Raw genomic sequence first — 21094 nt, forward strand, 5'->3', positions numbered from 1 at the left:
TACAGCGGAAAGATAGATATGACATTTTCAAGTATAGCAATACAGCAAGTCTATGATGTGATGAATACATCCGCGCCAAGTATTCTCGATACTGGGAAGGTCCGCGCTGCGGGGCGTTACAATGCAAAACATGCGCGCAGGATCGGCTGGTCGCATCACTGGTCCGGGGTATGCCGCGTTCTCGGCATAACAGTCGGATATCTGTCGGCCGAGGACTTCAGTCAATATGTTGCGCAGTTTCAGACTGCCAAAAGTCTCAAACCCGACGGCATGCTGGGGCCCAACACCTGGCGGCGCATGCGGGCGGATGCCATGCTTGTCTTGCAGACCATTGCGATGCCGGACTGGTTGCCCAGAAAAGCACCTCAAAAATCGTCGATCAAGGGCATCTCCGTCGAGGCCGCCAACCTCGATGCACCCTGGATGGCCATTGCCCTGGATGAACAGGAAACGCACTGGCGGAGCCACGACGGGAACGAAGTCGCTGAAGGCGATACACGTGTCGACGAGGGTTACTTTGAAGCATGCCCCTACATGGGCGGTGACGCTTGGGAGTTGGCGGAGCAGCACAAACGCAAGCTCGACAACAATCACTGGTGCGCGGCATTCGTGAATTACTGCCTTCACACAGCAGGATACAGTCACACCGGCAGCGCTGGAGCCTTTTCATTCAAACAGACAAAGCGCTGGAGATTCAAAGCCTTAAGCGAACCAACGCGAGGCTGTGTCATCGTTATGGAGCACAAAACCAAAGGGTATCACCATGTCTCGTTTCTCGATGACGTGGGAAATCTGCCCACCGACCCGAAGGGGGACATTGATGCCAGCAAATACAAGAGTTTTACACTTCTCGGCGGCAATCAGGGCATAGGCACTGTGATCTCGAAGAAGTACGTCAACTGGACTTTTTACGCGGCGAAGGACCAACAGGGCAACAAGTCCCCTTACCTGTTTCCGATCAAGGGCGAAGACGAGGCAAACTGCAATGTCGAACTCCCGACGGCAGGACCTCACTATTGCGGTGAACAGTGGCAATGATTTACCTGCCTGGCCGGTGAAGTTCGCCAATAAATCCATTGGAAACAGACCTCTTAGACAAATGCCGCTTGTTTGACGCCCGGCATGAACCTTTCCCTGCGATCGAGCGGCAACCAAGCCAAGCAACCGATTTTCAGACCAGAACTTTCATCTAGATTTTTAAGAACAGGAGAAATTACATGTCACCGAAGAAAAGAGAACCGCTCGGAGTGAGCAGTTACCTCGGAAGCGAAGTCTATAAACAGATCTGCAACCGGTTCTACAAGCAGCACAGTATCAAGCTACCGGACCATATTGCCGAGGTATACAAAGTTGGGGTGAGCAACGGCCAGGGAATGGAGTTTCTCGCCCGTGATCCCGAAAAGTTCGAGGCACTTTTGAAGATGCCGAAATTCGCGCCCGACAATCAGGAGCATTTCTGTGACAGGATCGCGTCGATGGCGACCAAAGGGCAAGGCTACCGCGAAACGGGTGTTCCAAGCCTGCACATCGCAGTCGCACCTGAGGAATGCAGCGTCCATATCGATACGTTCGGGTTTGTCGCAATCGGCCCCGATGGTCAGAAATACTACAATCCGGATGCTATCCAGCACATTCTCGATGAATTGCTTTGGCAGGACAAATTTGTCGGCTGGGTGACAAAGCACAGCAAACCCTTGGGGATGCTGCTGTCTCACGTTCACTTTCGGGGCCCCAGTTCACGCAACAGGTATCGACTGTCGGCTGGCGTGCGGGTCAATGCCGCGCAGGGCGATGGCTGGAACATCGGGATCGAAGCAACCCAGGCGCTTTCAGGCGAACAAACGGTCGTCGGAAGCGTGGAGGTCTACAACTGGTAGCGCTCAAGACTGCGTTCGGCGCACGCAACTCCGTGCGTTGAGCAACGAGACTTGGCGCAAAATTACCGGGTCCTGCGCGCCGGGCTCACCTTCCAGAACCGCCATGAGCTTCCAGCAGGCAAGCTGCCCACATACCTTGCGTGGAAGATGAATTGTGGTCGCGCCCGGATTGAATACGGCTGCGTAAGGCATGTCGCCGTAACCGATGACCGAAATGTCTACGGGAATGAGCTCGTTTCAGAAATCAGGTGGAATGCTAACAGGCGTAACGCTGTTTCGAAGCGTTTCTCGTGTCGCTTTCTCTGTCTGCGCGGCCGATCGCGAAACCAGGCAGTTTTCTCCGCAGCCCGCACGCCGGAAGATCACTTCTTATTCGTTTTTGCGATTGTAAAGGCCCTGTTCGCGAGGCCCCGGAAAACGTGAACCGGTGGGAGCCTGTCGACGTGCGTGTCGGCCCTTTCAAGGTGTCTCACCTCGGTTTACGGTCCTCGCTGACCTTAAAAACTCAATATTTTTTTGAGCAGTATTCAGCAGCGAATTCAGTGACCTGCGCGCGTCCGGCGGCATCAAAAATGAATGCATTCAAAAAAATGAAACGTTTCATATTGACGTATTTCATGACCCGTGTTTTGCTTAATCAGCCACTTCACCTCAGCAGCCCGATGTGAAACGGCGTTACCTTTTTTGGGAGGAAAATCATGAAGTTATTGAAAATCGCTGCCGCGGCAGCGACCGGTCTCGCTTTGCTTGCTGGAACCGCTCAAGCCGACGACAAGCCCGTTGTGGGCCTCATCATGAAATCACTCGCCAACGAGTTCTTCCAGAACATGATGGCCGGTGCGCAGGCTCACGAAGAAAAGCGAGGCGACTACAAATTGCTGGCCGTCGGAATGCAGAATGAGACGGACTTTGAATCGCAGATCAACGCGGTCGAAAACTTCATCACCCAAGGTGTCGATGCGATCGTAGTGGCACCTGCCGACTCCAGGGCCATGGTCCGTCCGCTGAAGAAGGCGATGGCAGCCGGCATTGTCGTTGTCAACTTCGATGTCGCCCTGGATGCGGAGGCCAAGAAGCAGCAAAACATTGAACTGGCTTTTGTCGGACCGGACAATCGCGGTGGCGCGAAACTGGCAGGTGATGCCCTGGGCAAGAAACTTGGTGCCGGCGGCAAGGTCGTCATCATCGAAGGAAATCCCGGAGCCGACAATGCGAACGAACGACGCCTCGGATTTGAAGATTCCGTTGCAGAATTCGAACTTGAGCTGCTCGACAGCCGCACCGCTCACTGGGAAACGGAAGAAGCAAACACCGTGTTTTCAAACATGCTGACGGCCCATCCGGACATTCAGGGCGTCATGGCAGCGAACGATTCCATGGCAATCGGTGTCGTCAAGGCATTGGAAAGCGCCGGACGCGACGACATTGTTGTGGTCGGTTTCGACAACATTCCGGCGGTTGGACCCATGATCTCCGATGGACGTATGCTTGCAACCGTCGACCAGTTCGGGACCGACATGGCGGCAAATTCCATCGACCTTGCCCTGGAAGTCGTCAAGGGCGGGCCTCAGCTTGAAGGTTGGGTGAAGACCCCGATCGAACTGGTAATCGCGAATTGAGCGATCCCGATGCGCCCCCGCTTTGATCAAACCTGACGCAGGGGCGTCTCCCTTTCCCTAGCAAGTTGATTGGACACATCATGGCAGCCGTATCGCCTGCAATCATGCCCCAATCGTCTGAACGCCCGGCTTTCCTTTCCGTTGAAGGACTGAAGAAACATTTTGGTGGGGTAAAAGCACTTGATGGCGTTAGTTTCTCGCTCCGGAAGGGTGAAGTGCATGCCCTTGTTGGAGAAAACGGGGCGGGTAAATCCACACTCATAAAAATTCTGTCCGGGGTGTTTCCTTACGATTCCGGCAGCATCTCCCTTTCCGGAGAGGATTATCGGCCCGCAAGCCCGCATGTCGCCAAGGCACTTGGGGTGCAGGTGGTTCACCAGGAACTCAATCTGTTGGACCACTTGAGCATCGCGGAGAATATTTCCATCGAGCGTATGCCGACGAACCACCTTGGCCTCCTGGACAAACAGGAGATGAACCGGCGTGCGCGATTGGCGCTTGATGCAGTCGGGCTCACGGATGTCGATGTCAACGCACCGGTCGGTTCCCTCGGGATCGCTCACCGGCAGCTTGTCGAAATATCGAGAGCGCTGCAATGCAAGAGCCAGATCCTGATCCTCGACGAACCAACCGCCACACTGACCGAACGGGAAACCAGACGTCTCTTCGACATTGTCGCCTCAATCAAGGCAGATGGCGTGACCATCGTGTTCGTGTCGCATCATCTGGACGAGGTGTTTGCGATCTGCGACCGGGTGACCGTTTTCAGAAACGGAGTATCCATCGGCACCGATCAGATTTCCGAAACGACGCCCGATGGCGTGGTCCAGAAAATGGTCGGCCGGAAACTGGCCGCGTCGACGAACGAGGTCGATCCTTCAAGGACACCCGGCGAACTTGCACTCCGACTGGACGATCTTTGCACACAGGCAAACCCGAAGGACAAAGGGGTCTCGTTTGATCTCCACTATGGAGAGATTGTTGGCATCGCAGGGCTTGTCGGTGCCGGTCGCACGGAAATCCTGAGAGGTGTTTTCGGCGTCGATCCGATCCGGTCCGGACGGATCCTGCAGGCCGGCAATGAAATGCGTTTCAAGGGACCGCGCGATGCCATTGCAGCCGGCATCGGTTTTGTCACCGAGGACCGGAAGGACGAGGGCCTGATCCTGGACATGCCGATCGCGGCAAACATGTCACTGGCGAACATGCGTGCGGTCTCCCGATCCGGATTGCTGCAGTTTTCGGAAGAGAACCGGCGCACTCGGGATGGCGGAGCCCGGTTGAAACTCAAATACGGCAAAATTTCCGATGCGGTTTCCAGTCTCTCGGGCGGCAACCAGCAAAAGGTTGTTCTCGCCAAATGGCTGGGACGCAATCCGAAAGTGCTTTTGCTGGACGAACCCACACGCGGCGTCGACGTCGGTGCCAAGGCGGAGATCTACGCAATCTTGAAGGAGTTGGCGCGCGATGGTGTCGCGCTGCTTGTTGTTTCGTCGGAGATGCCTGAGCTGATGACGCTAGCAGACCGGATACTCGTTCTTGCCGAACACGAGATCCAGGGTGAGCTGACCCGTCCCGAATTTTCGGAAGAAAACATCCTGAAACTGGCCTATGGCCAGGCTCGGCAGGCCGGAGGACAGAAGCAATGACAACGCAGACCCTTTCTGAAACCATGCCAAATCCAACAAGATTTTCCGTCCGGACCGCGCTTCAAAACGCAGGCATCGGCCTCGCCCTCTTGGCGCTCATCCTGTTCTTCTCGGTGTTCACGGAGCACTTCCTGACACCAAACAACATCACCAACATTCTGACCCAGATCACGATCAACCTTGTGCTCGCAGTCGGGATGACCTTCGTCATCCTCATTGGAGGAATTGATCTTTCCGTCGGATCGGTGATGGCATTTGCAGCGGTTGTTGCCGGCAAGGCGATCACGTTGCCAGGTTTTGGCCCGGCCGAAGCGATTGCGCTTGCAGTCGTTGCCGCAACGCTGACCGGCGTTGCCTGCGGGATGATCAACGGGGTGATCAGCGCCTATTGGGCTCTGCCGTCCTTCATCATCACACTGGGAATGCTCAATATCGCGCGCGGAGCCGCACTTCAGGTCTCGGACGCACAGACGATCTACTCGTTCCCGTATGCTTTCGAAGAGTTTGGCTCCGCTATGATCTACGGCGTGCCGGTGGTGTTTCTGGTCGCTCTTTTCCTGGTGCTTGTTGCCTGGTTCGTATTGAACTTCACCGTGTTCGGCAGGCTTCTATACGGCATCGGCAACAACGAGGAAGCCGTGCGTCTCGCCGGCCATTCCGTCTACTGGTACAAGGTTGCAGCCTTCACGATTTGTGGCTTCACCGCAGGAATCGCGGCGATCGTCTATATGGCCCGGCTGAACATCTCCAGCCCGATTGCCGGCATCGGCTTTGAACTCAATGCCATCGCCGCCGTCATTATCGGTGGTACCAGTCTGAGCGGCGGACGCGGGTCCGTGATCGGCACTCTTCTCGGCGCATTTATCATCGGTGTCCTTGCGAACGGTCTGATCCTGATCGGTCTGTCCGACTTCATGCGACAGATGATTACCGGCGTTGTCATAATCGTCGCCGTCGTTCTCGACTACTACCGTGCAAAGTACGCCTCGAAATGAAACGGACGCCCCTGTTGAACCGGCATCTGAGCGAGCTAATCGCCTCGCTCGGACACAAGGAAGAAATCATCATTGCCGACGCTGGTCTTCCGGTTCCGCCAGGCGTCAGGGTGATCGATCTTGCCGTCAGTGAGGGCGTGCCCGGATTTCGGGATCTCCTCAAAGCCTTGCGCAGCGAACTTGTTGTCGAAGGCGCTCTTTGGGCGGCAGAAACTTCTCACGAGCTGTCCGCTCTCATGCAGGAGGAGATTGACAGATGGTCTGAAGAGACCACGCGGGCTATCGCGACCTCGAGGTTGTCCCATACCGAGTTCAAACGCCGGTCGGAGCATGTTCGAGCAATCATACGCACAGGTGAATTCACACCTTACGCCAACATACTTCTGCGAAGCGGGGTGCCATTTTGAAACCTGTAGCAATTGTCGGCAGCATCAACATCGATCTGGTCAGCTATCTCGACCGATGGCCGAAGGTGGGTGAAACCGTAGCGGTGCGAGACACGACATCATCGCTCGGCGGCAAAGGCGCCAATCAGGCGTTCGCTGCCGCGCTGCTTGGCGCTGACACAATCCTATTGGGCGCAATCGGCGGTGACAGCTTCGGTCAAGATGCCAAAGCACAGCTTGCCAGCTCCAGTGTTCGGTGCTGTCTGAGCGAGATCCCGAACGCATCAACCGGGCTTGCCTTCATCGATGTCGGGCCTGATGGCAACAACATGATCCGCATTTCCGGCGGTGCCAACGGGTTTGTTTCGGCGGCTCATGTGGCGTTGCATGCGGAAGTCATCCGCAACAGCGGCGTTGTATTGCTGCAAAATGAAATCGGATTGTCAGCATCGCTGGAGGCCGCGAAAATTGCGCGCGCGGCAGGCAGTCTCGTGATCATGGATCCGGCGCCTGCCCCGGACCCAGCCTGGAAACAGGAGGTTTTCGGCTCGTTTGATATCCTGACTCCGAATGCACACGAAGCCGGAGAATTGCTGGGCGCACAGCCGAAATCGCTTGAAGACGGCGAAAAAGCAGCGGTGTCACTCAGGAAACTGGGATTGCGCGGTGCCATTGTGACAATGGGAGACGTCGGCGTGGCCTGGTCATTCGATGACAGCCAGGGATCGCTGCCCGCACTCAAGGTGAAAAGCATCGATACCGTTGCTGCCGGAGACTGTTTCAATGGTGCGTTGGCAACAAGCCTCGCGGAGGGGGAAACCATGCGCAATGCAATCGCCTTTGCCTTGCGTGCGGCAGCGATTGCGACGACGCGCAAGGGAGCATCGCGTTCACTTCCCACCCGTTCGGAGCTGGACAACCTGCCGAACCCGGTCTTCGCCTTGAATTAAGGCGGCGCTTGATTGGCAGGCTCAGGAATGCTTCAAGGAAAGAAGGGGTTAAGGAGTGCTGCGGGACATGCCAACGATCAAAGACGTCGCCAGGAAAGCCGGGGTGTCCGTTGGTACTGTTTCGCGTGTTTTGGCCAAGAACGAAACCGTGAAGCACCCTCTCAAGCTGAAAGTACAGGCTGCCATGAAGGAGCTTGACTACAAGCCGAACCTCGCAGCGCGCGCTCTGCGCACCAACAGCATCGACGTCATCGGTCTTGTTGTGCCAGACATCACCAATCCGTTTTTTGCCCAGCTTGTCAAAAACATCGAGATGGAAGCGGCCAAGCGCAGCCACTCTGTCATGATTGCCAACTCGCACGACGATGCCGAGACAGAGAAAACACAGATTGCGGCACTTCTCGATCGTGCTGCCCGCGGGATCATTGTCGTGGCAACTGCAGACGGACGCACACTGGAAACAACGGACGTGCCGATCGTTTCCCTTGACCGCCGATTTGGCAACTTTCCACTCATTGCAACGGATCACTACGACGGTTCTCAAAAGATTGCAGACCACATTCATGCCCTCGGTCACCGGCGGATCGCCTACATTGCAGGGCCGTTGAGCATGGATGTGGCTCAAAGCCGGAGAGAGGGTTTCGTGAACCGCATCGAGGCACTATCCACGAAGCAGGACCCGATCGAGCTCTCGGTCTTTGAAGGTCAGTTTGACTACGATGCGGGAGAAGAACTTGGCAGGACCATCCTGACACAGGCTCCGGCGACCAGTCGCCCAACAGCGATTGCTGCAGCCAGCGACCAGCAGGCCATCGGCGTTTTGCGATGCGCGCGCGACTTGAAGCTCGACGTGCCTGGAGAACTGTCTGTTGCCGGTTTCGACGACATCGCGCTGGCGTCGCTCGTCGTACCGCGTCTGACAACGCTGCGGCAGCCCATTGAAGCGCTTGCGCTTTCCGCTGTTGAGCAGATTTTCGAAACAAATTCGGCCTCAAAAGACACGGCAATCGCAGGTGATATCGTCTTGCGCGAGTCCACCGCACCCAGATAGGGCTTCCAGGATTTGTGCTTATGCTTCCAGTTCCAGGCCGCCGGTAACCTGCCCAAACAATGAAATGCCCGCTCTATTCAACGCAGCTGACAATCAAGGACGCATTTCTGAAAAACGTGAAACAAACCGTATCCGGTGGAGATAGCGGCGCTGCGGGATACCATTCTTCGCGTCGGGGTACCATCATGTGAGCCTATCGGTCTTCAAAAACCGAGGTGCTGGCGCGCACAACGAGACTGGGCGGAATGATCACCGGTTCCTGCGAGCCCGGTTCACCTTCCAACACTGCCACCAGCTTCCGGCAGGCAAGCCGACCCCACTGTCTGCGCGGCAGATGAATGGTTGTCAGCCCGGGATTGAAAACGGCCGCGTAGGGCATGTCGTCGTAGCCGACAACGGAAATGTCTTCAGGAACGCGGATTCCGTTATTCGCAAGCCCGTGAAGGAAACCCGTTGCCGTTTCATCGTTGTGAATGAAGACTGCGGATGGAAGGTTGCCGTCATTGACGAGTTTCTGGGCGGCATCGATACCAAACTGCACGGACAATTGTCCGATCAGTATCCTGTCCTCCTGGATGTCGATGCCGCCTTGCTTGAGTGCCTGCCGAAAGCCGAAAAATCTTCGCTCAAATCCGTGAACCTGAAGCGGACCGCAAATCTGAATGATATCCTTGTGTCCCAGCCCGATAAGGTGTTCCGCGGCCAGGCGCCCACCCAGGGCATCGTCCGTACGAACCGACGGCACATCCACATCCTTGTGACCTGCGCAAGAGACCAGCGGAGGGCCATTGTAACTGCCGTCTCCCTGGCTCGGCATCAGGTCCATCGGGAAATCATATGTATTGAGGATCAGGCCACCCGCCTGGTTCATCAGAAGCATATTTGAATACACGCGTTCAGTGCTCGCCACTTCGGACGTGTCACCGATCAGCACGACATATCCGTGGCTTCTGGCCTCTTCCTCGATCCCCTTGAAAAACTCTGCAAAGAACGCGTTGGTGATGTCCGACACCAGCACCAGGAGGGTCTTGCTGCTGCCGCGCCTCAGATCGGCGGCGGCCCGGTTTGCGCGATACCCCATACGCCGCATGACGTCGAGCACATGTTCGCGCGTTTCGGCATTGACGTCTTCGGGACGCGTGATCGTGCGCGAAACAGTCGCGACGGAAACACCCGCCTCTCTCGCCACGTCTCTCGATGTCGGTCGTTTGGAGTTCATCTACACTTTGTTTTTGGCCTTCAGGCAGCGATCGGCCGACCCGCATCATTGAATTTATGGATGAAATCCTGCACAGGCCGCAAGTATATTGTGTCCCCGACATTCTGGTCGTGCTGCCCATTGAGGCTTACCGTCAGGACCCCGGCGTCTGGAACCTTCACATACAGTATCGTGTCGTGCCCCAATCGCTCGACGAGGGTCACGATCCCCTCCCAGCTATCATCCGCCTTGCCGACGACAAAATGCTCCGGCCGCACACCAAGGGTCGTGGCGCCAACTCTGTCTGCAAACCGGCCCTTTACGAAATTCATTTTTGGCGACCCGATAAACCCGGCGACGAATTCCGTCGCGGGATGGTTATACAACTCCATCGGGCTGCCGACCTGTTCGATGTAGCCGCCGTTCAGGACCACGATCCGGTCTGCCATCGTCATGGCTTCGACCTGGTCGTGCGTTACGTAGATCATCGTCGTCTCCATGCGCTGGTGCAGCTCGCTGATCTCCACACGCGTCTCGGAGCGGAGCGCTGCATCGAGATTCGACAAGGGTTCGTCGAGAAGAAAGACCTGCGGGCTGCGCACGATTGCGCGGCCAATCGCAACGCGCTGCCGCTGACCGCCCGAGAGCTGGCCGGGCTTGCGGTCAAGATAGGGGCCCAGCTTCAGGGAGTCTGCTGCTTCTTGCACCTTTTGGGCGATCTCGGCTTTGGGGCGCCGCTCGAGGCTGAGAGAAAAGCCCATGTTCTGCGCGACGGTCATTTGCGGATAAAGCGCGTATGACTGAAACACCATGGCAATGTTGCGTTGCCTCGGCGACAGGTCGTTCGCGCGATTGCCCCCGATCAGAAGATCACCGCCCGTGATCTTCTCCAGGCCTGCAATCATGCGAAGAAGCGTGGACTTGCCGCATCCCGAGGGCCCCACGAAGACGACGAATTCACCATCGGCAATCGCAAGGTTGATGTCGTGCAGCACTTCGACTTGCCCATAGGCTTTTGACAGGTTCTTGAGGTCCAGCCCAGCCATAGTTTCCTCCCTTAATCCGCAGCCAGTGGTGCGCGAATGATCTTTCTCACCGTGTCAGGTGCAGCCGGCTGTAGTTGCCGCTCCGGCCTGCCACCCAAGATCGACTGAATGTCGTGAAGGATCATGTCGCCGATCGGATGCCTGCCACCTTCAACAGCAGCAGCCCTATGCGGCGACCAGACAACGTTTCCTGCCTGTCGCAGGGGATCGCGCCTGGAAACAGGTTCATGCGGGAAAACATCGCTGGCCACTCGAAGACGGCCTTCTTCGGCTGCTTCGACCAAAGCGGCAAAATCGACGAGATGCGCGCGGCTGATGACGACAACCAGTGTTCCGCGAGGCATTTTTTCGATCAGCGACCTGGAAACGAGTTGGTAGTTCTCATCCGTCGGCGTCGCCGCGACAACAACACAGCGACAGGTCGTTGCCACCTCTTCCAGATCACAAAACTCGACTGATCCGACCTCCACACTTCTGGCGCGAAGCCATGGGTCGAACGCTTTGATGCGAGGTGAGAACGGGCCGAGCAAGCGCGCGCATTCACGCGCAATCGAGCCGAAGCCGACAAATCCGATGGTCTGGTCGTACAAGGAAAAGTCGGTTCCCAAATTGTCGTCCAGCCATCGCTCCGAACCTTGTCGAAAGCGTTCGTGCTCCTCGACGATGCCGCGTGCACCGGCCAGCATCAAACCGAGGGTCATCTCCGCGACCGAGTGTCGAAAGCCGGGCGCGCAGGAAAGGACTTCGATACCGCGCTCAAAACAGGCATCGTAGTCGAGGCCCGTCTGAAACGTGCCCGAGACCTCGATCACGGCACGCAGGTCGCGTGCGGATTCGATTTCCGCAAGTGCGAGTTCCGGTTTGGACGCGACAACAAACTGCGCAGTCGGCAAATTGTCCAGGAAGTCTTCGCGCGCCATCTGCCAGTTGACGCCACCGACGATCCGGCAGAGTGATCCAAGGGTTGCAAACACGCTTGGACGGAAAAGTTCTTCGACCTGCCTGAAATGCTGATCCATAAGAAGAAGTGGCTTCGACATTTTGACGCTGTGGTTCATTTGACTGCTCCCGCCGTCATTCCGCGGACGAAATGCCGTTGAAAGAACAGGAACAGGATGACGACGGGGATCGCCATGATCACCGTGCCGCTCGAAAGCCCCGTCACGTCGCGCGTCATGGTTCCCTGGAAGTTGAGCAGCCCGACTGAAAGGGTACGCATTTCGTCCTGCGTCAAAAGCAGCAGGCGTAAGAGCAAGTCATTCCAGCTCCAAAGGAATTCAAGCAGAGCTGTCGTCACGACGGCAGGCATGGCAATCGGCATGATCACGCGCCGGTAGATCTGGAACTCCGTCGCGCCGTCGATGCGCGCTGCCTCATGAAGCGCTTTCGGCACCCCCACGAAATAGGACGTGAACATGAAGACGAATACGGAGACGGCAAGCGCAAGGTCGGCAAGGATGACACCGAAATGCGTATTCAAAAGCCCGAAGGATCGAACGATCTGGAAGAGCGGCAGCACAATCGCCGTCACCGGGATCATGAGGCCGATCAGAAACAGGATCTGCAGCGCGAGCTTTCCCCTGAATTCGATGAACACCATCGCATAGGCAGCGAGCGACGCAATCACGATCATGACAGCCGCATCGATCACGGAGATCAGCAGCGTGTTGAAGAAATACCGGCTGAAGCCTCCGTCCGTCCAGACGCGGACATAATGCTCGAAGGTCACGCTCAATGGAGGATACCAGGCCGGGTTCACCAGTTCGGTCGACGGCTTGAGCGACGTGAAAACTGTCAGGATCAGGGGCGATGCCATCAACACGGCAATGACGCCCAGGGCGAACAGAAGGATCCAGCGACCATACATCTAGCGGTCCTCCCTGTTCTGGATTTGCATGTAGAGGATGGTCGCTGCGCTCACGATCACAAGAAGCGAAACACCGATTGCCGAACCGTACCCGTACTGGTTTTCGAGCGCGCCGCGCTTGTACATGTAGGTCGAAAGAATTTCGCTGAAGCGGATCGGGCCGCCTTTCGTTGTTGCCCATACGAGATCAAAGACCTTGAAAGACTGTGTCAGCGTCAGGATGAAGACGACCGCAGTCACCGGACGCAGTGCCGGGAGCGTCACATACCGAAATGCCTGCACCGGCGTTGCACCGTCGACTTTGGCGGCTTCGTAGAGGTCTTCATCGACGGCCTGCAGACCGGCCAGGAAAATAATCACGCTGAGACCAATGGTCGACCAGCTGTGGGCCAGCGCGAGGGCATAAAGGACGATTTCCGGACTGCCGAGCCATGGTGTCGCAAGTCCGCCGAGGCCGATCGTTTCCAGCATCTGGTTGATGACACCCGAAGGCTGATACATCCATCGCCAGATCGTCGCGACCGCCATCGGCGAAATGACCACGGGAAGCACGATGCATGTCTGGATCAGCAAGCGCGCTTTCCAGACGCGCGCCAGCATGGCGGCAATGACGAGCCCCAGGCCGACATTGATAACGATAATGACACCGGACCAGACAAAGGTGTTGCGGAACGCTTCCCAGAAGATCTTGTCCGTGAACAGCCGGGTATAATTTGCAAGGCCGACATACTCACGGTCGGGGCTGATGCCATCCCAACTCGTAAAGGAATACTCGATGACCGAGATGGTCGGATAAATCGCAAAGACGATGTAGATCGTCAGTGCAGGCAGGAGAAACAGGACAGGGTTGAGCCTGTGTGCCCATTTCGAGTCCGGATCGAGAAACATCGAACCACTCCGGGGGTCAGGTTTCAGGCAATTTCAGGAAGCGTCACCGCAGCGAGCGAGCGCGGTCCGCCGCCCCCGCTGGACGCATTGCCAGGGAGACAGGCGGGCCGCACAGCCGGATAAGACTACCGTTCCGCGATCCCGCCCGGGAGCATGATCTCGCCGGCCGCTTTGGAGGAAGCCCAGGCGCTTTGCATTTCGGACGTGAACTCCTCCGGCGTCATGACGTCCAGCAAAAGTGCCTGGAGCCCGTCATATGAGACCGTCGTGAGGCTTCCGGGCGTAATCGTGTCGAGGAACGCCGGGACGGTTCCATTCGCGGCATGGTCATCAGATGTTTTCCAGATATCGACTGCCAGAGGCGACATCTCTGCTTGTGCCAAGGCGTCGTCGAGAGGACCGACGGGGACGGTTCCCGCGTTCAGCAGCGCAACGCGACCCTTTGTGTCGAGAAACATGCTGTTCAGGAAACGCACGGCGATTTCTGTGGCCTCGGATCCCTCGCGAATGTACCAGCCACTCCCGATGGAGTTTGTCGGGTGGATTTTCTGACCTTCTTCAAACGGCGGGACAGCAAAGACACTATAGTCGCCGATCCTGTCTCCTGCGGCTTCTATCCCGCCACCGATGACCCACGGACCGGTGAAGGTCATCGGAACTTCGCCAGCCCAAAAACGGTCCATCAGTTCGCCATAGCCAATTGCGACCGGCGTTGGTCCGAACCAGCCGGCCTCGCCCATTGCCTGAAGCTTTGCCGAGGCCGCAACGAAGGGGGCATCCGTCCACTCGCCGTCGCCGAAAAGGACGTCTTCGATGCCTTCAGGTCCCGCGTATCTGCCGAACATCATCGATTGCCAATGCGAGATCGGCCACTTGTCGGCAGCACCGAGACCGATCGGCGTGTCGTATCCGGCCTCCTGGAGCTTGGCGACCGCTGCCTCCATCTGCGCCCATGTCGTCGGCACTTCAATCCCGTGCTCAGCGAAAATCGCCTTGTTGTAGAACATTCCCGTCGTCTCGACTTCACTGCCGAAGGCCCATAGCTTTCCGTCACTCGAAGTCTGGACGACGATCCCTTCCGGGATCGTTTCACCCCAGTTGTGCTCGTAATAGGAATCTGTCAGATCGGCGACCAGACCACCAGCAATCAATGCAGCCGGCTGACCCGGACCGGTTCCGAACGTAAACAGGTCTGGCCCTTCACCAGCCGACAATGCCGGGACCAGAGCCGGATTGAAAAGGTCCGACGAATTCTTGACGACCGTGATCTTGGCATCCGGATTGTCGGCATTGAAAGTGTCCGCAAGCTCATCATAAATCGTGGTTTGTCCGGGTTCCCCTGCGACCCAGACAACGACTTCGGTCTGCGCGAGCAGTGAGCTCGGCAATGCGACCAGCGCGCCAAATGCGGCACCAAAGGCAAGAAACTTCATCATGGCTCTCCTCCCATCGAAGCATCAGTTTGGGAACTGTATACGATTACATAGGCCATGTAAACGTATACATAAGGCGTTTCTTGCCATCAATCGCCAAATTCGCGTCGCAGCCGACCAACCCCTTAACCGTTCGGATTACGCGGTTCCGGTTCAGTCTCTGAACGTTTTGATCTAGTCTCGCTTTCCATGGAGGAGACAGAACACCTGAAAATTCAGCTCGATCTGATGCAGGCTGCACTTGACCACATCAATCAGGGCTTCACCGTCTTTGACAGCGACCTGCGCCTTGTCGCATGGAATCGCGGTCTTTCGGACATGCTTGACATGCCGCCCGATATCATCAAACGGGGCTCCCATCTGGAAGCATTCATCCGGGTGAATGCGGAACGGGGCGAATACGGCCCCGGCGATATCGAAGGCAAGATTGCCCGCCGGATCGAACGCGCGAAATTGTTCGAACCGCATTTCTTTGAAAGGGTTCGGCCCAACGGGCAGATCATTGCCGTCTCCGGAACGCCGCTGCCGCAGGGCGGCTTCGTTACAATCTACTCGGACGTTACCGAAGAACGGCGCCGCCAGGAAAAGCTGGAACGTACCGTGGAGGAGCGCACGCGTGCCCTCCAGCAAAGTGAAGACTGGCTGCGCCTTGTCACTGACAACATACCGGCGCTCATCGCCTACGTCTCCCCGGGCCCGATTTTCCGCTTCGCCAACAGACGCTATGCCGACTGGTTCGGTCATTCGGTCGCCTCCATTGCCGGCCGCCCTGCGGCGGACGTCGTCGGCGCGGACCTGTTTGCCGAACTCGAGCCGCACATCAACCACGCCTTCGAGGGCAACGCCGTCAGCTACGAATATCAGCGAGAGCTAACCGACGGCTCAAGAGCCTACATGCGCTCGACCCTCATCCCAGACATGACTTCCGACGGGCGCACGCTCGGTATCTTTGTCCTGTCGCTTGATGCGACGGAGCAAAAACAGGCTGAGGCAACGCTGGTCCAGTCCCAGCGCATGGACGCGGTCGGCAAACTGACCGGTGGTCTTGCACATGACTTCAACAATCTTCTGGCGATCCTTATGGGAAATCTCCTGAGCATCAGCCGGATGGAAGAACCGCTGGACAAGAATGACCTCGACAGGAAGCTGACGCCCATGCTTGAGGCGACGAAGCGCGGTTCGGATCTGATCCAGCGCCTGCTCGCCTTCAGCCGCGGCAAGGCAATCGACCCGCAGACGGTTTCCCTTGGAAAGGTTCTGCTCAGCGCGGGCAGTCTCCTTGAAGGTTCCCTGCCGTCTGCGATTGCGCTGAAAACGACCGTCGCCGATTGCAGCATCGGCGCTCGCATCGACCCGACGCAGATGGAGACAGCCCTGATCAATCTGGCGTTCAATGCACGTGATGCCATGCCGGAGGGGGGGACGCTGCAAATGTCCCTCGAAGACTGTCACATCGACAAACGGGAGGCCGATGATCTCGGCATTCCGGCCGGCCGGTATGCCCGGATTGCTGTGTTGGACAATGGAACGGGCATGGATGAAGAAACGCGACTCAAGATTTTTGAACCGTTTTTCACCACGAAGAACTTTGGAACCGGCAGTGGTCTCGGCCTCTCTATGGTGTACGGTTTCGTTCAGCAATCAGGTGGCGCGATCACGGTCGAAAGCAAACCTGGCAAGGGCACTTGTCTGACAATCTTCCTGCCCTTTCATCAGGTCGCCGTGTCCAGTTCGCTGGCGGACGGTTTTGAAAGCGACACCGGCCCGCAACCGGGGGCCGGCGAACTGCTGCTGCTTGTCGAGGACGATCCCGATGTTGCCACTGCGGTGACCGATCAGCTTCAGAACCTTGGATACGCCGTGCTGCGAGCCGCCAGCGTGGACGATGCAAGAAGCCTCGCCAGGGATCTGCCCGAGCTAAAGGGTGTCCTCAGCGACATAATCATGCCGGGCCAGACCAACGGTCTTGCCCTTGCAAGGGAAATCCGCCGCGAAAGACAGGATCTCGGCATAGCGCTCATGTCGGGCTTTGCGGACTGGTCGGATCTGGCAGGTCATGACCGGGAATGTGAATTTCCGGTCTTGGCGAAGCCATTCGCAGATGATCAACTGGCCGACACAATCCGGAAAATCCTGTCTTAGACACACCATTTGGAACACGTGAGTGATTGACTTGCAGACACGCTCCGCACCGCCTGCGAAACTGACAGTCTTCATCGTCGATGACGAGCCGGAAATCGGCCAGTTGTTGCAGGAGGCGATGTCCCAGTTCGACATGACCGGCGAAATCTTTTCGACGGCAAAATCGATGCTGGCCGCGCTCGAAAACACCATACCGGATGCCTGTATCGTCGATCTCGGACTTCCTGATATGGAAGGTATGGCGCTCATCAACGAGATCCGGAGAAAATCCTCCGTACCGATCATCGTCCTGTCTGCCCGTGGCCATTCAACGGACCGGGTCATGGGACTTGAACTGGGCGCTGACGACTACGTTGTCAAACCGTTCGACCCCCGCGAGGTCGTTGCCAGGATCCGTTCGATCCTGCGCAGGTCCTCTGATCAGTCCGCGGGACCTGCCGCAGTCGACCAGGCCCGGTTTGAGGGCTGGTGCTATCGTCCCTCTTCGCACTGCCTGGTTTCACCCGAAGGCGAAGAGACCTTTCTGTCCACCGGCGAAGCCACTTTGCTCGAGGCGCTGCTGCGGGCTCCAAAACGGGTTCTGACCCGGGACTATCTGCTGGAACACGGCGGCAGGGACGAAAGTCTCGACAGGTCCATCGATGTGCGTATTTCCCGGCTGCGCAAGAAACTCAATCGCAAAAATGAAGCGGCGCATATCAGAACGATCTACGGGTCGGGCTACATGTTCGCGACAGGCGTGACCTGGAGCAACTGACGAAGACGTGAATCCGGCACGACTTTGGTGCCGTGTTCAGCCGTTTCTGAATTTGTGTTCGAATTCTTCACCGGTCATCTTCCGCGTCGCATCGGAAAACGAATAATTCTCCGGCTTCTGGTCGATAAAGAATTCCGCCTTGAAAGGAAGCTCTGTCCGATCGTCGAAGAGGCCGATCGGGATGCCGTGGATGCCGCTGTCGACGGGGTGAAAGAAGAGGTTCGAGCCGCAGACGGAACAAAATCCACGCTCAAAACCGTCGGAGGACTCATACCGTTGAACCGGTCCTTCAAACTCAGCATGCGTGCAGGGAACGGCCATGAACGGTCCGCCGACCCACTTTCGGCACATGGAGCAATGACATGCCTGCAGGCGCGGCATCGCCTCCGCTGAGAAAGTCACCTGCCCGCAAAGACAACTACCGCTTCGTCGCATCGGCCGCTCCCAATACCCGGTCAACTGATCGCCCAAGCTCGGAAGCTTAGTGTGGGGGGATCGCGAAATCAAAAAAGGCGGGAAGTACAGACTTCCCGCCTTCAATCTTGAACGAGCCAGGTGCCCTAGAAGCTCAGGGAGATGTCCCTGTGGTCCGACAGGCAGGCGGCAACGTCGAGAGCCATATCGTTCGGCAGCCGCTCCTGCTGCCGAAGACCGACATTGTTGACGATCGCAGCGTCATAGGCCTCAAGAGCCGGCAACAAATCGGTCGCAGCCTTCTGGCGCCACGCAAGGTCGGCTTCCAGAGCGGCGATCGACTTGTCGATTTCCGCGAGTGCTTCTTCGGCATTGGGTTGCCGGCTGCGCATGATCTTGCGCGCTTCCGTCAGGCCCTTGCGGATGTCGCTCGTACCCTCGGCTTCGCCCACTTTCGATCGCATGGCGGCAATGGCTTCGACTGCAGCCTCAGGCTCGAGCTGCGGCACCTGAGATTTCAGAGCTTCAAGCTCCGGACCGAAACCGGCAACGGTATCAGCGTCGGCCAGAATCGCCTTGACCTCAACGATCGGTTCATAGGCCTGATCCACGGTGCGCCGGTAGGTCTGCCGCGCAGAGGTCTCCGCCTTCTGGATTTCGGCAAAGGCACCGTAAACCTCTTCCCAGTTGTCCGGGATATTGGCGAGGATCGCATCGTGCTCCTCCTTCAGCGCCTCGATGCGGGCCTGGGCACGTTCACCTTGCTCTGTTGTATAAACGGCCCCCTCTCCCGAACGATTGACGATGACCTGCAGTTCTTCAATGCGCTCGTCAATCCGCCGGGCATCACGCTCAAGAGCACGGACCTCCACGTGTATCGGCTTGTAGGCGCCGGAAGCCGCCGCGACCTCGTTTTCCGCTTCGCGGATCGCCTGCATCAGCGGCAGGGCCTCTCTGGCTTTCTCGAACCCTTCCGCAAGATCGTCCTGCAGATCGTCCGGCAGATAGCTCATGTCGACGTTTTCTGCCTTCTCGATAGCCGCCAGGATCGTATCGCCATTTTGCTGGAAGTCCTCGTAGATGAGTTGTTCCATGCAGTATTGCAAGCGCGGATTTTTCGGTGGCGGTGCTGTCTCGGACAACAGCGAAGACCGGTTGGGAAGGTAGTTCACGAGCTGCGGGTAGAACCCGACAATACCAAGCGCGACCAGCTGAAGCGCAATAAACGCAATCACGCCCTTGTACATGTCTATCGTCTTGACGACCGCGGGGGCGACACCTCGCAGATAGAACAATGCGAACCCGAAGGGCGGCGTCAGGAACGATGTCTGGATGTTCAGACCAATCATCACGCCAAGCCAGACGGCAGTCACGTTCGCGGACGGATCCGCCAGCAGGATAGGGGCAACAATCGGAACCACGACCACGGCAATTTCGATGAAGTCGAGAAAGAAGCCGAGTATGAAGATCACCAGCATGACGATCAGGAACTGGGCCCAGAACCCGCCCGGCAAGCCTTGCAGGAAGTCCTTGACGAGCTCTTCACCTCCGAAAGCACGGAATGCCGATGTCAGCATCGCGGCGCCTAGCAGAATGATGAAGACCAGCGAAGTCGTTTTCGCCGTCTCGATCATCACGCCGCGCAGTGTGTCTTCCAGCTTCAGCGTACGCCAACCCGACCAGAAGATCGCGATAAGAAGCAGCGAGACGGCAATCAACGCAAGGACGAGGCCAAGCACGTCCTGACTGGTCGTGATCAGCTTGATGTTGACCGCACCGATGAAACTGATGATTACCGCAAGACCGAGCAACGCGATGATGGCAAGGATCGCCGGCGAATAGGCACCCTTTTCGCCGTCACGCAACCGGTAGCCGGCCATGATCATGGCACCGACGGCACCGATCGCACCGGCCTGATTCACTGTTGCGATACCCGCGATAATGGAACCCAGAACCAGAAAGATCAGGGCAAGCGGCGGAACCAGCGTGATCACGACCTTGACCGCAAACTGGCGTGTGAAGGTACCTTCTTCATGCACTGCCGGAGCGGCCTTCGGGTTCATCAGCGCGAATCCGAGAATAAACAGCATGTAGAGGCCGACAAGGACCAGTCCTGGCAGGAACGCGCCGAGGAACATTTCACCGGCGCTTGTCGAGACCACGGAGAAATCCGACGGCATGGAGATTTCGCCGGTGCTTGCCTTATAAAGGGACTGACGAAGGGAACCTGCCTGATCAACAGCACTGGCAAGCTGATCGGCAAGAATGATGAGGACGATAGACGGCGGGATGATCTGCCCGAGTGTGCCGGAAGCGGCAATGGTCCCGGTTGCAAGCGGCACGGAATATTTGTTGCGCAACATGGCCGGCAGCGAAATCAGCCCCATGGCAACCACGGTTGCGCCAACGATACCGGTCGTTGCAGCAAGGAGCGCTCCCACAAACACCACCGATATACCGAGACCACCGGGGACCGGACCGAACAGCCGAGCCATGGTAACCAACAGGTCTTCGGCGATCTTCGAGCGTTGCAGCATGATGCCCATGAAGACAAACAACGGGATCGCGATCAGCGTGTCACGTTCGGCTTCCCAGTAAATTCCCCGGAAATTGGTAACACCTGCGCTCAGCCATTGCCCTGCGCCGCCATGTGCAAAATAGGCATTTGCATCTCCTGAAAAGAGATATCCTGAGCCGGCAGCAATACCGATCGTCAGAATCGCTGACCCGGGCAGTGCGAAAGCGACCGGGAAACCGGACCCCAACGCCAAAGCCATCAGGAGAACAAGTAGAAGAAGGAAAAAGAGTTCCATTTCAGTAGA

Annotated in this window: 19 protein-coding genes; 10 read left to right on the forward strand and 9 right to left on the reverse strand. The window is 57.2% G+C overall.

Translation table 11 applies throughout. The features are described from left to right. Positions 1-18 precede the first annotated feature (18 nt). Together Q0915_RS28595 and Q0915_RS28600 are read left to right on the forward strand one after the other, a co-directional pair. Positions 19-1038: a CHAP domain-containing protein gene (locus Q0915_RS28595; RefSeq protein WP_299482661.1), complete on the forward strand. Its 1020-nt coding sequence runs from the start codon at positions 19-21 to the stop codon at positions 1036-1038. A 179-nt stretch (positions 1039-1217) separates the two neighbouring features. After that, the gene (locus Q0915_RS28600; RefSeq protein WP_299482658.1) at positions 1218-1877 is read left to right on the forward strand and encodes a hypothetical protein; all 660 of its coding nucleotides are present in this window, start codon (positions 1218-1220) and stop codon (positions 1875-1877) included. A gap of 3 nt (positions 1878-1880) precedes the next feature. On the opposite strand, the gene Q0915_RS32145 is transcribed toward Q0915_RS28600, so the two are convergent. Then, entirely contained in the window at positions 1881-2105 is a 225-nt protein-coding gene (locus Q0915_RS32145) for a substrate-binding domain-containing protein (RefSeq protein WP_366525353.1), read from the reverse strand. A 470-nt stretch (positions 2106-2575) separates the two neighbouring features. Here Q0915_RS32145 and Q0915_RS28605 point away from each other — a divergent pair, with 470 nt between their 5' ends. From Q0915_RS28605 to Q0915_RS28630, 6 genes are all read left to right on the forward strand, one after another. Further along, a complete protein-coding gene (locus Q0915_RS28605) occupies positions 2576-3496 on the forward strand; it encodes a sugar ABC transporter substrate-binding protein (RefSeq protein WP_299482656.1) in 921 nt (306 codons plus the stop codon). 80 nt (positions 3497-3576) lie between these two features. Next, positions 3577-5145: a sugar ABC transporter ATP-binding protein gene (locus tag Q0915_RS28610; protein WP_299482653.1), complete on the forward strand. Its 1569-nt coding sequence runs from the start codon at positions 3577-3579 to the stop codon at positions 5143-5145. Next, complete coding sequence (locus tag Q0915_RS28615; RefSeq protein ID WP_299482650.1) at positions 5142-6140, forward strand: ABC transporter permease; 999 nt, start codon at positions 5142-5144, stop codon at positions 6138-6140. Before Q0915_RS28610 ends, Q0915_RS28615 begins: the two co-directional genes overlap by 4 nt. After that, positions 6137-6547: a D-ribose pyranase gene (gene rbsD / locus Q0915_RS28620; RefSeq protein WP_299482647.1), complete on the forward strand. Its 411-nt coding sequence runs from the start codon at positions 6137-6139 to the stop codon at positions 6545-6547. Before Q0915_RS28615 ends, rbsD begins: the two co-directional genes overlap by 4 nt. After that, the gene (locus Q0915_RS28625) at positions 6544-7476 is read left to right on the forward strand and encodes a ribokinase (RefSeq protein ID WP_299482644.1); all 933 of its coding nucleotides are present in this window, start codon (positions 6544-6546) and stop codon (positions 7474-7476) included. Before rbsD ends, Q0915_RS28625 begins: the two co-directional genes overlap by 4 nt. A gap of 67 nt (positions 7477-7543) precedes the next feature. Further along, positions 7544-8527 carry a LacI family DNA-binding transcriptional regulator gene (locus Q0915_RS28630; RefSeq protein WP_299482641.1) on the forward strand — a complete coding sequence of 328 codons (984 nt, stop codon included), beginning with the start codon at positions 7544-7546 and terminating at the stop codon, positions 8525-8527. Positions 8528-8720: 193 nt separating this feature from the next. On the opposite strand, the gene Q0915_RS28635 is transcribed toward Q0915_RS28630, so the two are convergent. The 6 genes from Q0915_RS28635 to Q0915_RS28660 all read right to left on the reverse strand — a co-directional run bounded on the left by Q0915_RS28635 (position 8721) and on the right by Q0915_RS28660 (position 14962). Next, a complete protein-coding gene (locus Q0915_RS28635; RefSeq protein ID WP_299482638.1) occupies positions 8721-9746 on the reverse strand; it encodes a LacI family DNA-binding transcriptional regulator in 1026 nt (341 codons plus the stop codon). A 20-nt stretch (positions 9747-9766) separates the two neighbouring features. Further along, complete coding sequence (locus tag Q0915_RS28640) at positions 9767-10771, reverse strand: ATP-binding cassette domain-containing protein (RefSeq protein ID WP_299482635.1); 1005 nt, start codon at positions 10769-10771, stop codon at positions 9767-9769. An 11-nt stretch (positions 10772-10782) separates the two neighbouring features. After that, on the reverse strand, positions 10783-11829 hold the full coding sequence (locus Q0915_RS28645; protein ID WP_299482632.1) for an NAD(P)-dependent oxidoreductase: 1047 nt from the start codon (positions 11827-11829) through the stop codon (positions 10783-10785). After that, on the reverse strand, positions 11826-12638 hold the full coding sequence (locus Q0915_RS28650) for a carbohydrate ABC transporter permease (protein ID WP_299482629.1): 813 nt from the start codon (positions 12636-12638) through the stop codon (positions 11826-11828). Before Q0915_RS28650 ends, Q0915_RS28645 begins: the two co-directional genes overlap by 4 nt. Beyond that, positions 12639-13526, reverse strand: a complete 888-nt coding sequence (locus tag Q0915_RS28655) for a sugar ABC transporter permease (RefSeq protein WP_299482626.1) — start codon at positions 13524-13526, stop codon at positions 12639-12641. A 125-nt stretch (positions 13527-13651) separates the two neighbouring features. Next, positions 13652-14962, reverse strand: a complete 1311-nt coding sequence (locus tag Q0915_RS28660) for an extracellular solute-binding protein (protein ID WP_299482623.1) — start codon at positions 14960-14962, stop codon at positions 13652-13654. 186 nt (positions 14963-15148) lie between these two features. Between Q0915_RS28660 and Q0915_RS28665 the strand changes: the two genes are divergently transcribed. Continuing rightward, positions 15149-17101: a PAS-domain containing protein gene (locus Q0915_RS28665; protein ID WP_299482620.1), complete on the forward strand. Its 1953-nt coding sequence runs from the start codon at positions 15149-15151 to the stop codon at positions 17099-17101. A 22-nt stretch (positions 17102-17123) separates the two neighbouring features. After that, positions 17124-17858: a response regulator transcription factor gene (locus tag Q0915_RS28670; protein ID WP_299482616.1), complete on the forward strand. Its 735-nt coding sequence runs from the start codon at positions 17124-17126 to the stop codon at positions 17856-17858. A gap of 36 nt (positions 17859-17894) precedes the next feature. Here Q0915_RS28670 and Q0915_RS28675 read toward each other — a convergent pair whose 3' ends face one another. Both Q0915_RS28675 and Q0915_RS28680 read right to left on the reverse strand, forming a co-directional pair. After that, on the reverse strand, positions 17895-18293 hold the full coding sequence (locus tag Q0915_RS28675) for a GFA family protein (RefSeq protein WP_299482613.1): 399 nt from the start codon (positions 18291-18293) through the stop codon (positions 17895-17897). Positions 18294-18418: 125 nt separating this feature from the next. Then, positions 18419-21085 carry a TRAP transporter large permease subunit gene (locus Q0915_RS28680; protein WP_299482610.1) on the reverse strand — a complete coding sequence of 889 codons (2667 nt, stop codon included), beginning with the start codon at positions 21083-21085 and terminating at the stop codon, positions 18419-18421. Positions 21086-21094 lie beyond the last annotated feature (9 nt).

It is taken from the genome of uncultured Roseibium sp. (assembly GCF_947494555.1).
GTDB lineage: Bacteria > Pseudomonadota > Alphaproteobacteria > Rhizobiales > Stappiaceae > Roseibium.

What these genes read in the sequence shown, in the direction of transcription:
- Q0915_RS28595 (WP_299482661.1), top strand. Translation starts at nt 19, where the DNA reads ATGACATTTTCAAGTATAGCAATACAGCAAGTCTATGATGTGATGAAT.
- Q0915_RS28600 (WP_299482658.1), top strand. Translation starts at nt 1,218, where the DNA reads ATGTCACCGAAGAAAAGAGAACCGCTCGGAGTGAGCAGTTACCTCGGA.
- Q0915_RS28605 (WP_299482656.1), top strand. Translation starts at nt 2,576, where the DNA reads ATGAAGTTATTGAAAATCGCTGCCGCGGCAGCGACCGGTCTCGCTTTG.
- Q0915_RS28610 (WP_299482653.1), top strand. Translation starts at nt 3,577, where the DNA reads ATGGCAGCCGTATCGCCTGCAATCATGCCCCAATCGTCTGAACGCCCG.
- Q0915_RS28615 (WP_299482650.1), top strand. Translation starts at nt 5,142, where the DNA reads ATGACAACGCAGACCCTTTCTGAAACCATGCCAAATCCAACAAGATTT.
- rbsD (WP_299482647.1), top strand. Translation starts at nt 6,137, where the DNA reads ATGAAACGGACGCCCCTGTTGAACCGGCATCTGAGCGAGCTAATCGCC.
- Q0915_RS28630 (WP_299482641.1), top strand. Translation starts at nt 7,544, where the DNA reads ATGCCAACGATCAAAGACGTCGCCAGGAAAGCCGGGGTGTCCGTTGGT.
- Q0915_RS28635 (WP_299482638.1), bottom strand. Translation starts at nt 9,746, where the DNA reads ATGAACTCCAAACGACCGACATCGAGAGACGTGGCGAGAGAGGCGGGT.
- Q0915_RS28640 (WP_299482635.1), bottom strand. Translation starts at nt 10,771, where the DNA reads ATGGCTGGGCTGGACCTCAAGAACCTGTCAAAAGCCTATGGGCAAGTC.
- Q0915_RS28645 (WP_299482632.1), bottom strand. Translation starts at nt 11,829, where the DNA reads ATGAACCACAGCGTCAAAATGTCGAAGCCACTTCTTCTTATGGATCAG.
- Q0915_RS28650 (WP_299482629.1), bottom strand. Translation starts at nt 12,638, where the DNA reads ATGTATGGTCGCTGGATCCTTCTGTTCGCCCTGGGCGTCATTGCCGTG.
- Q0915_RS28655 (WP_299482626.1), bottom strand. Translation starts at nt 13,526, where the DNA reads ATGTTTCTCGATCCGGACTCGAAATGGGCACACAGGCTCAACCCTGTC.
- Q0915_RS28660 (WP_299482623.1), bottom strand. Translation starts at nt 14,962, where the DNA reads ATGATGAAGTTTCTTGCCTTTGGTGCCGCATTTGGCGCGCTGGTCGCA.
- Q0915_RS28665 (WP_299482620.1), top strand. Translation starts at nt 15,149, where the DNA reads ATGGAGGAGACAGAACACCTGAAAATTCAGCTCGATCTGATGCAGGCT.
- Q0915_RS28675 (WP_299482613.1), bottom strand. Translation starts at nt 18,293, where the DNA reads ATGCGACGAAGCGGTAGTTGTCTTTGCGGGCAGGTGACTTTCTCAGCG.
- Q0915_RS28680 (WP_299482610.1), bottom strand. Translation starts at nt 21,085, where the DNA reads ATGGAACTCTTTTTCCTTCTTCTACTTGTTCTCCTGATGGCTTTGGCG.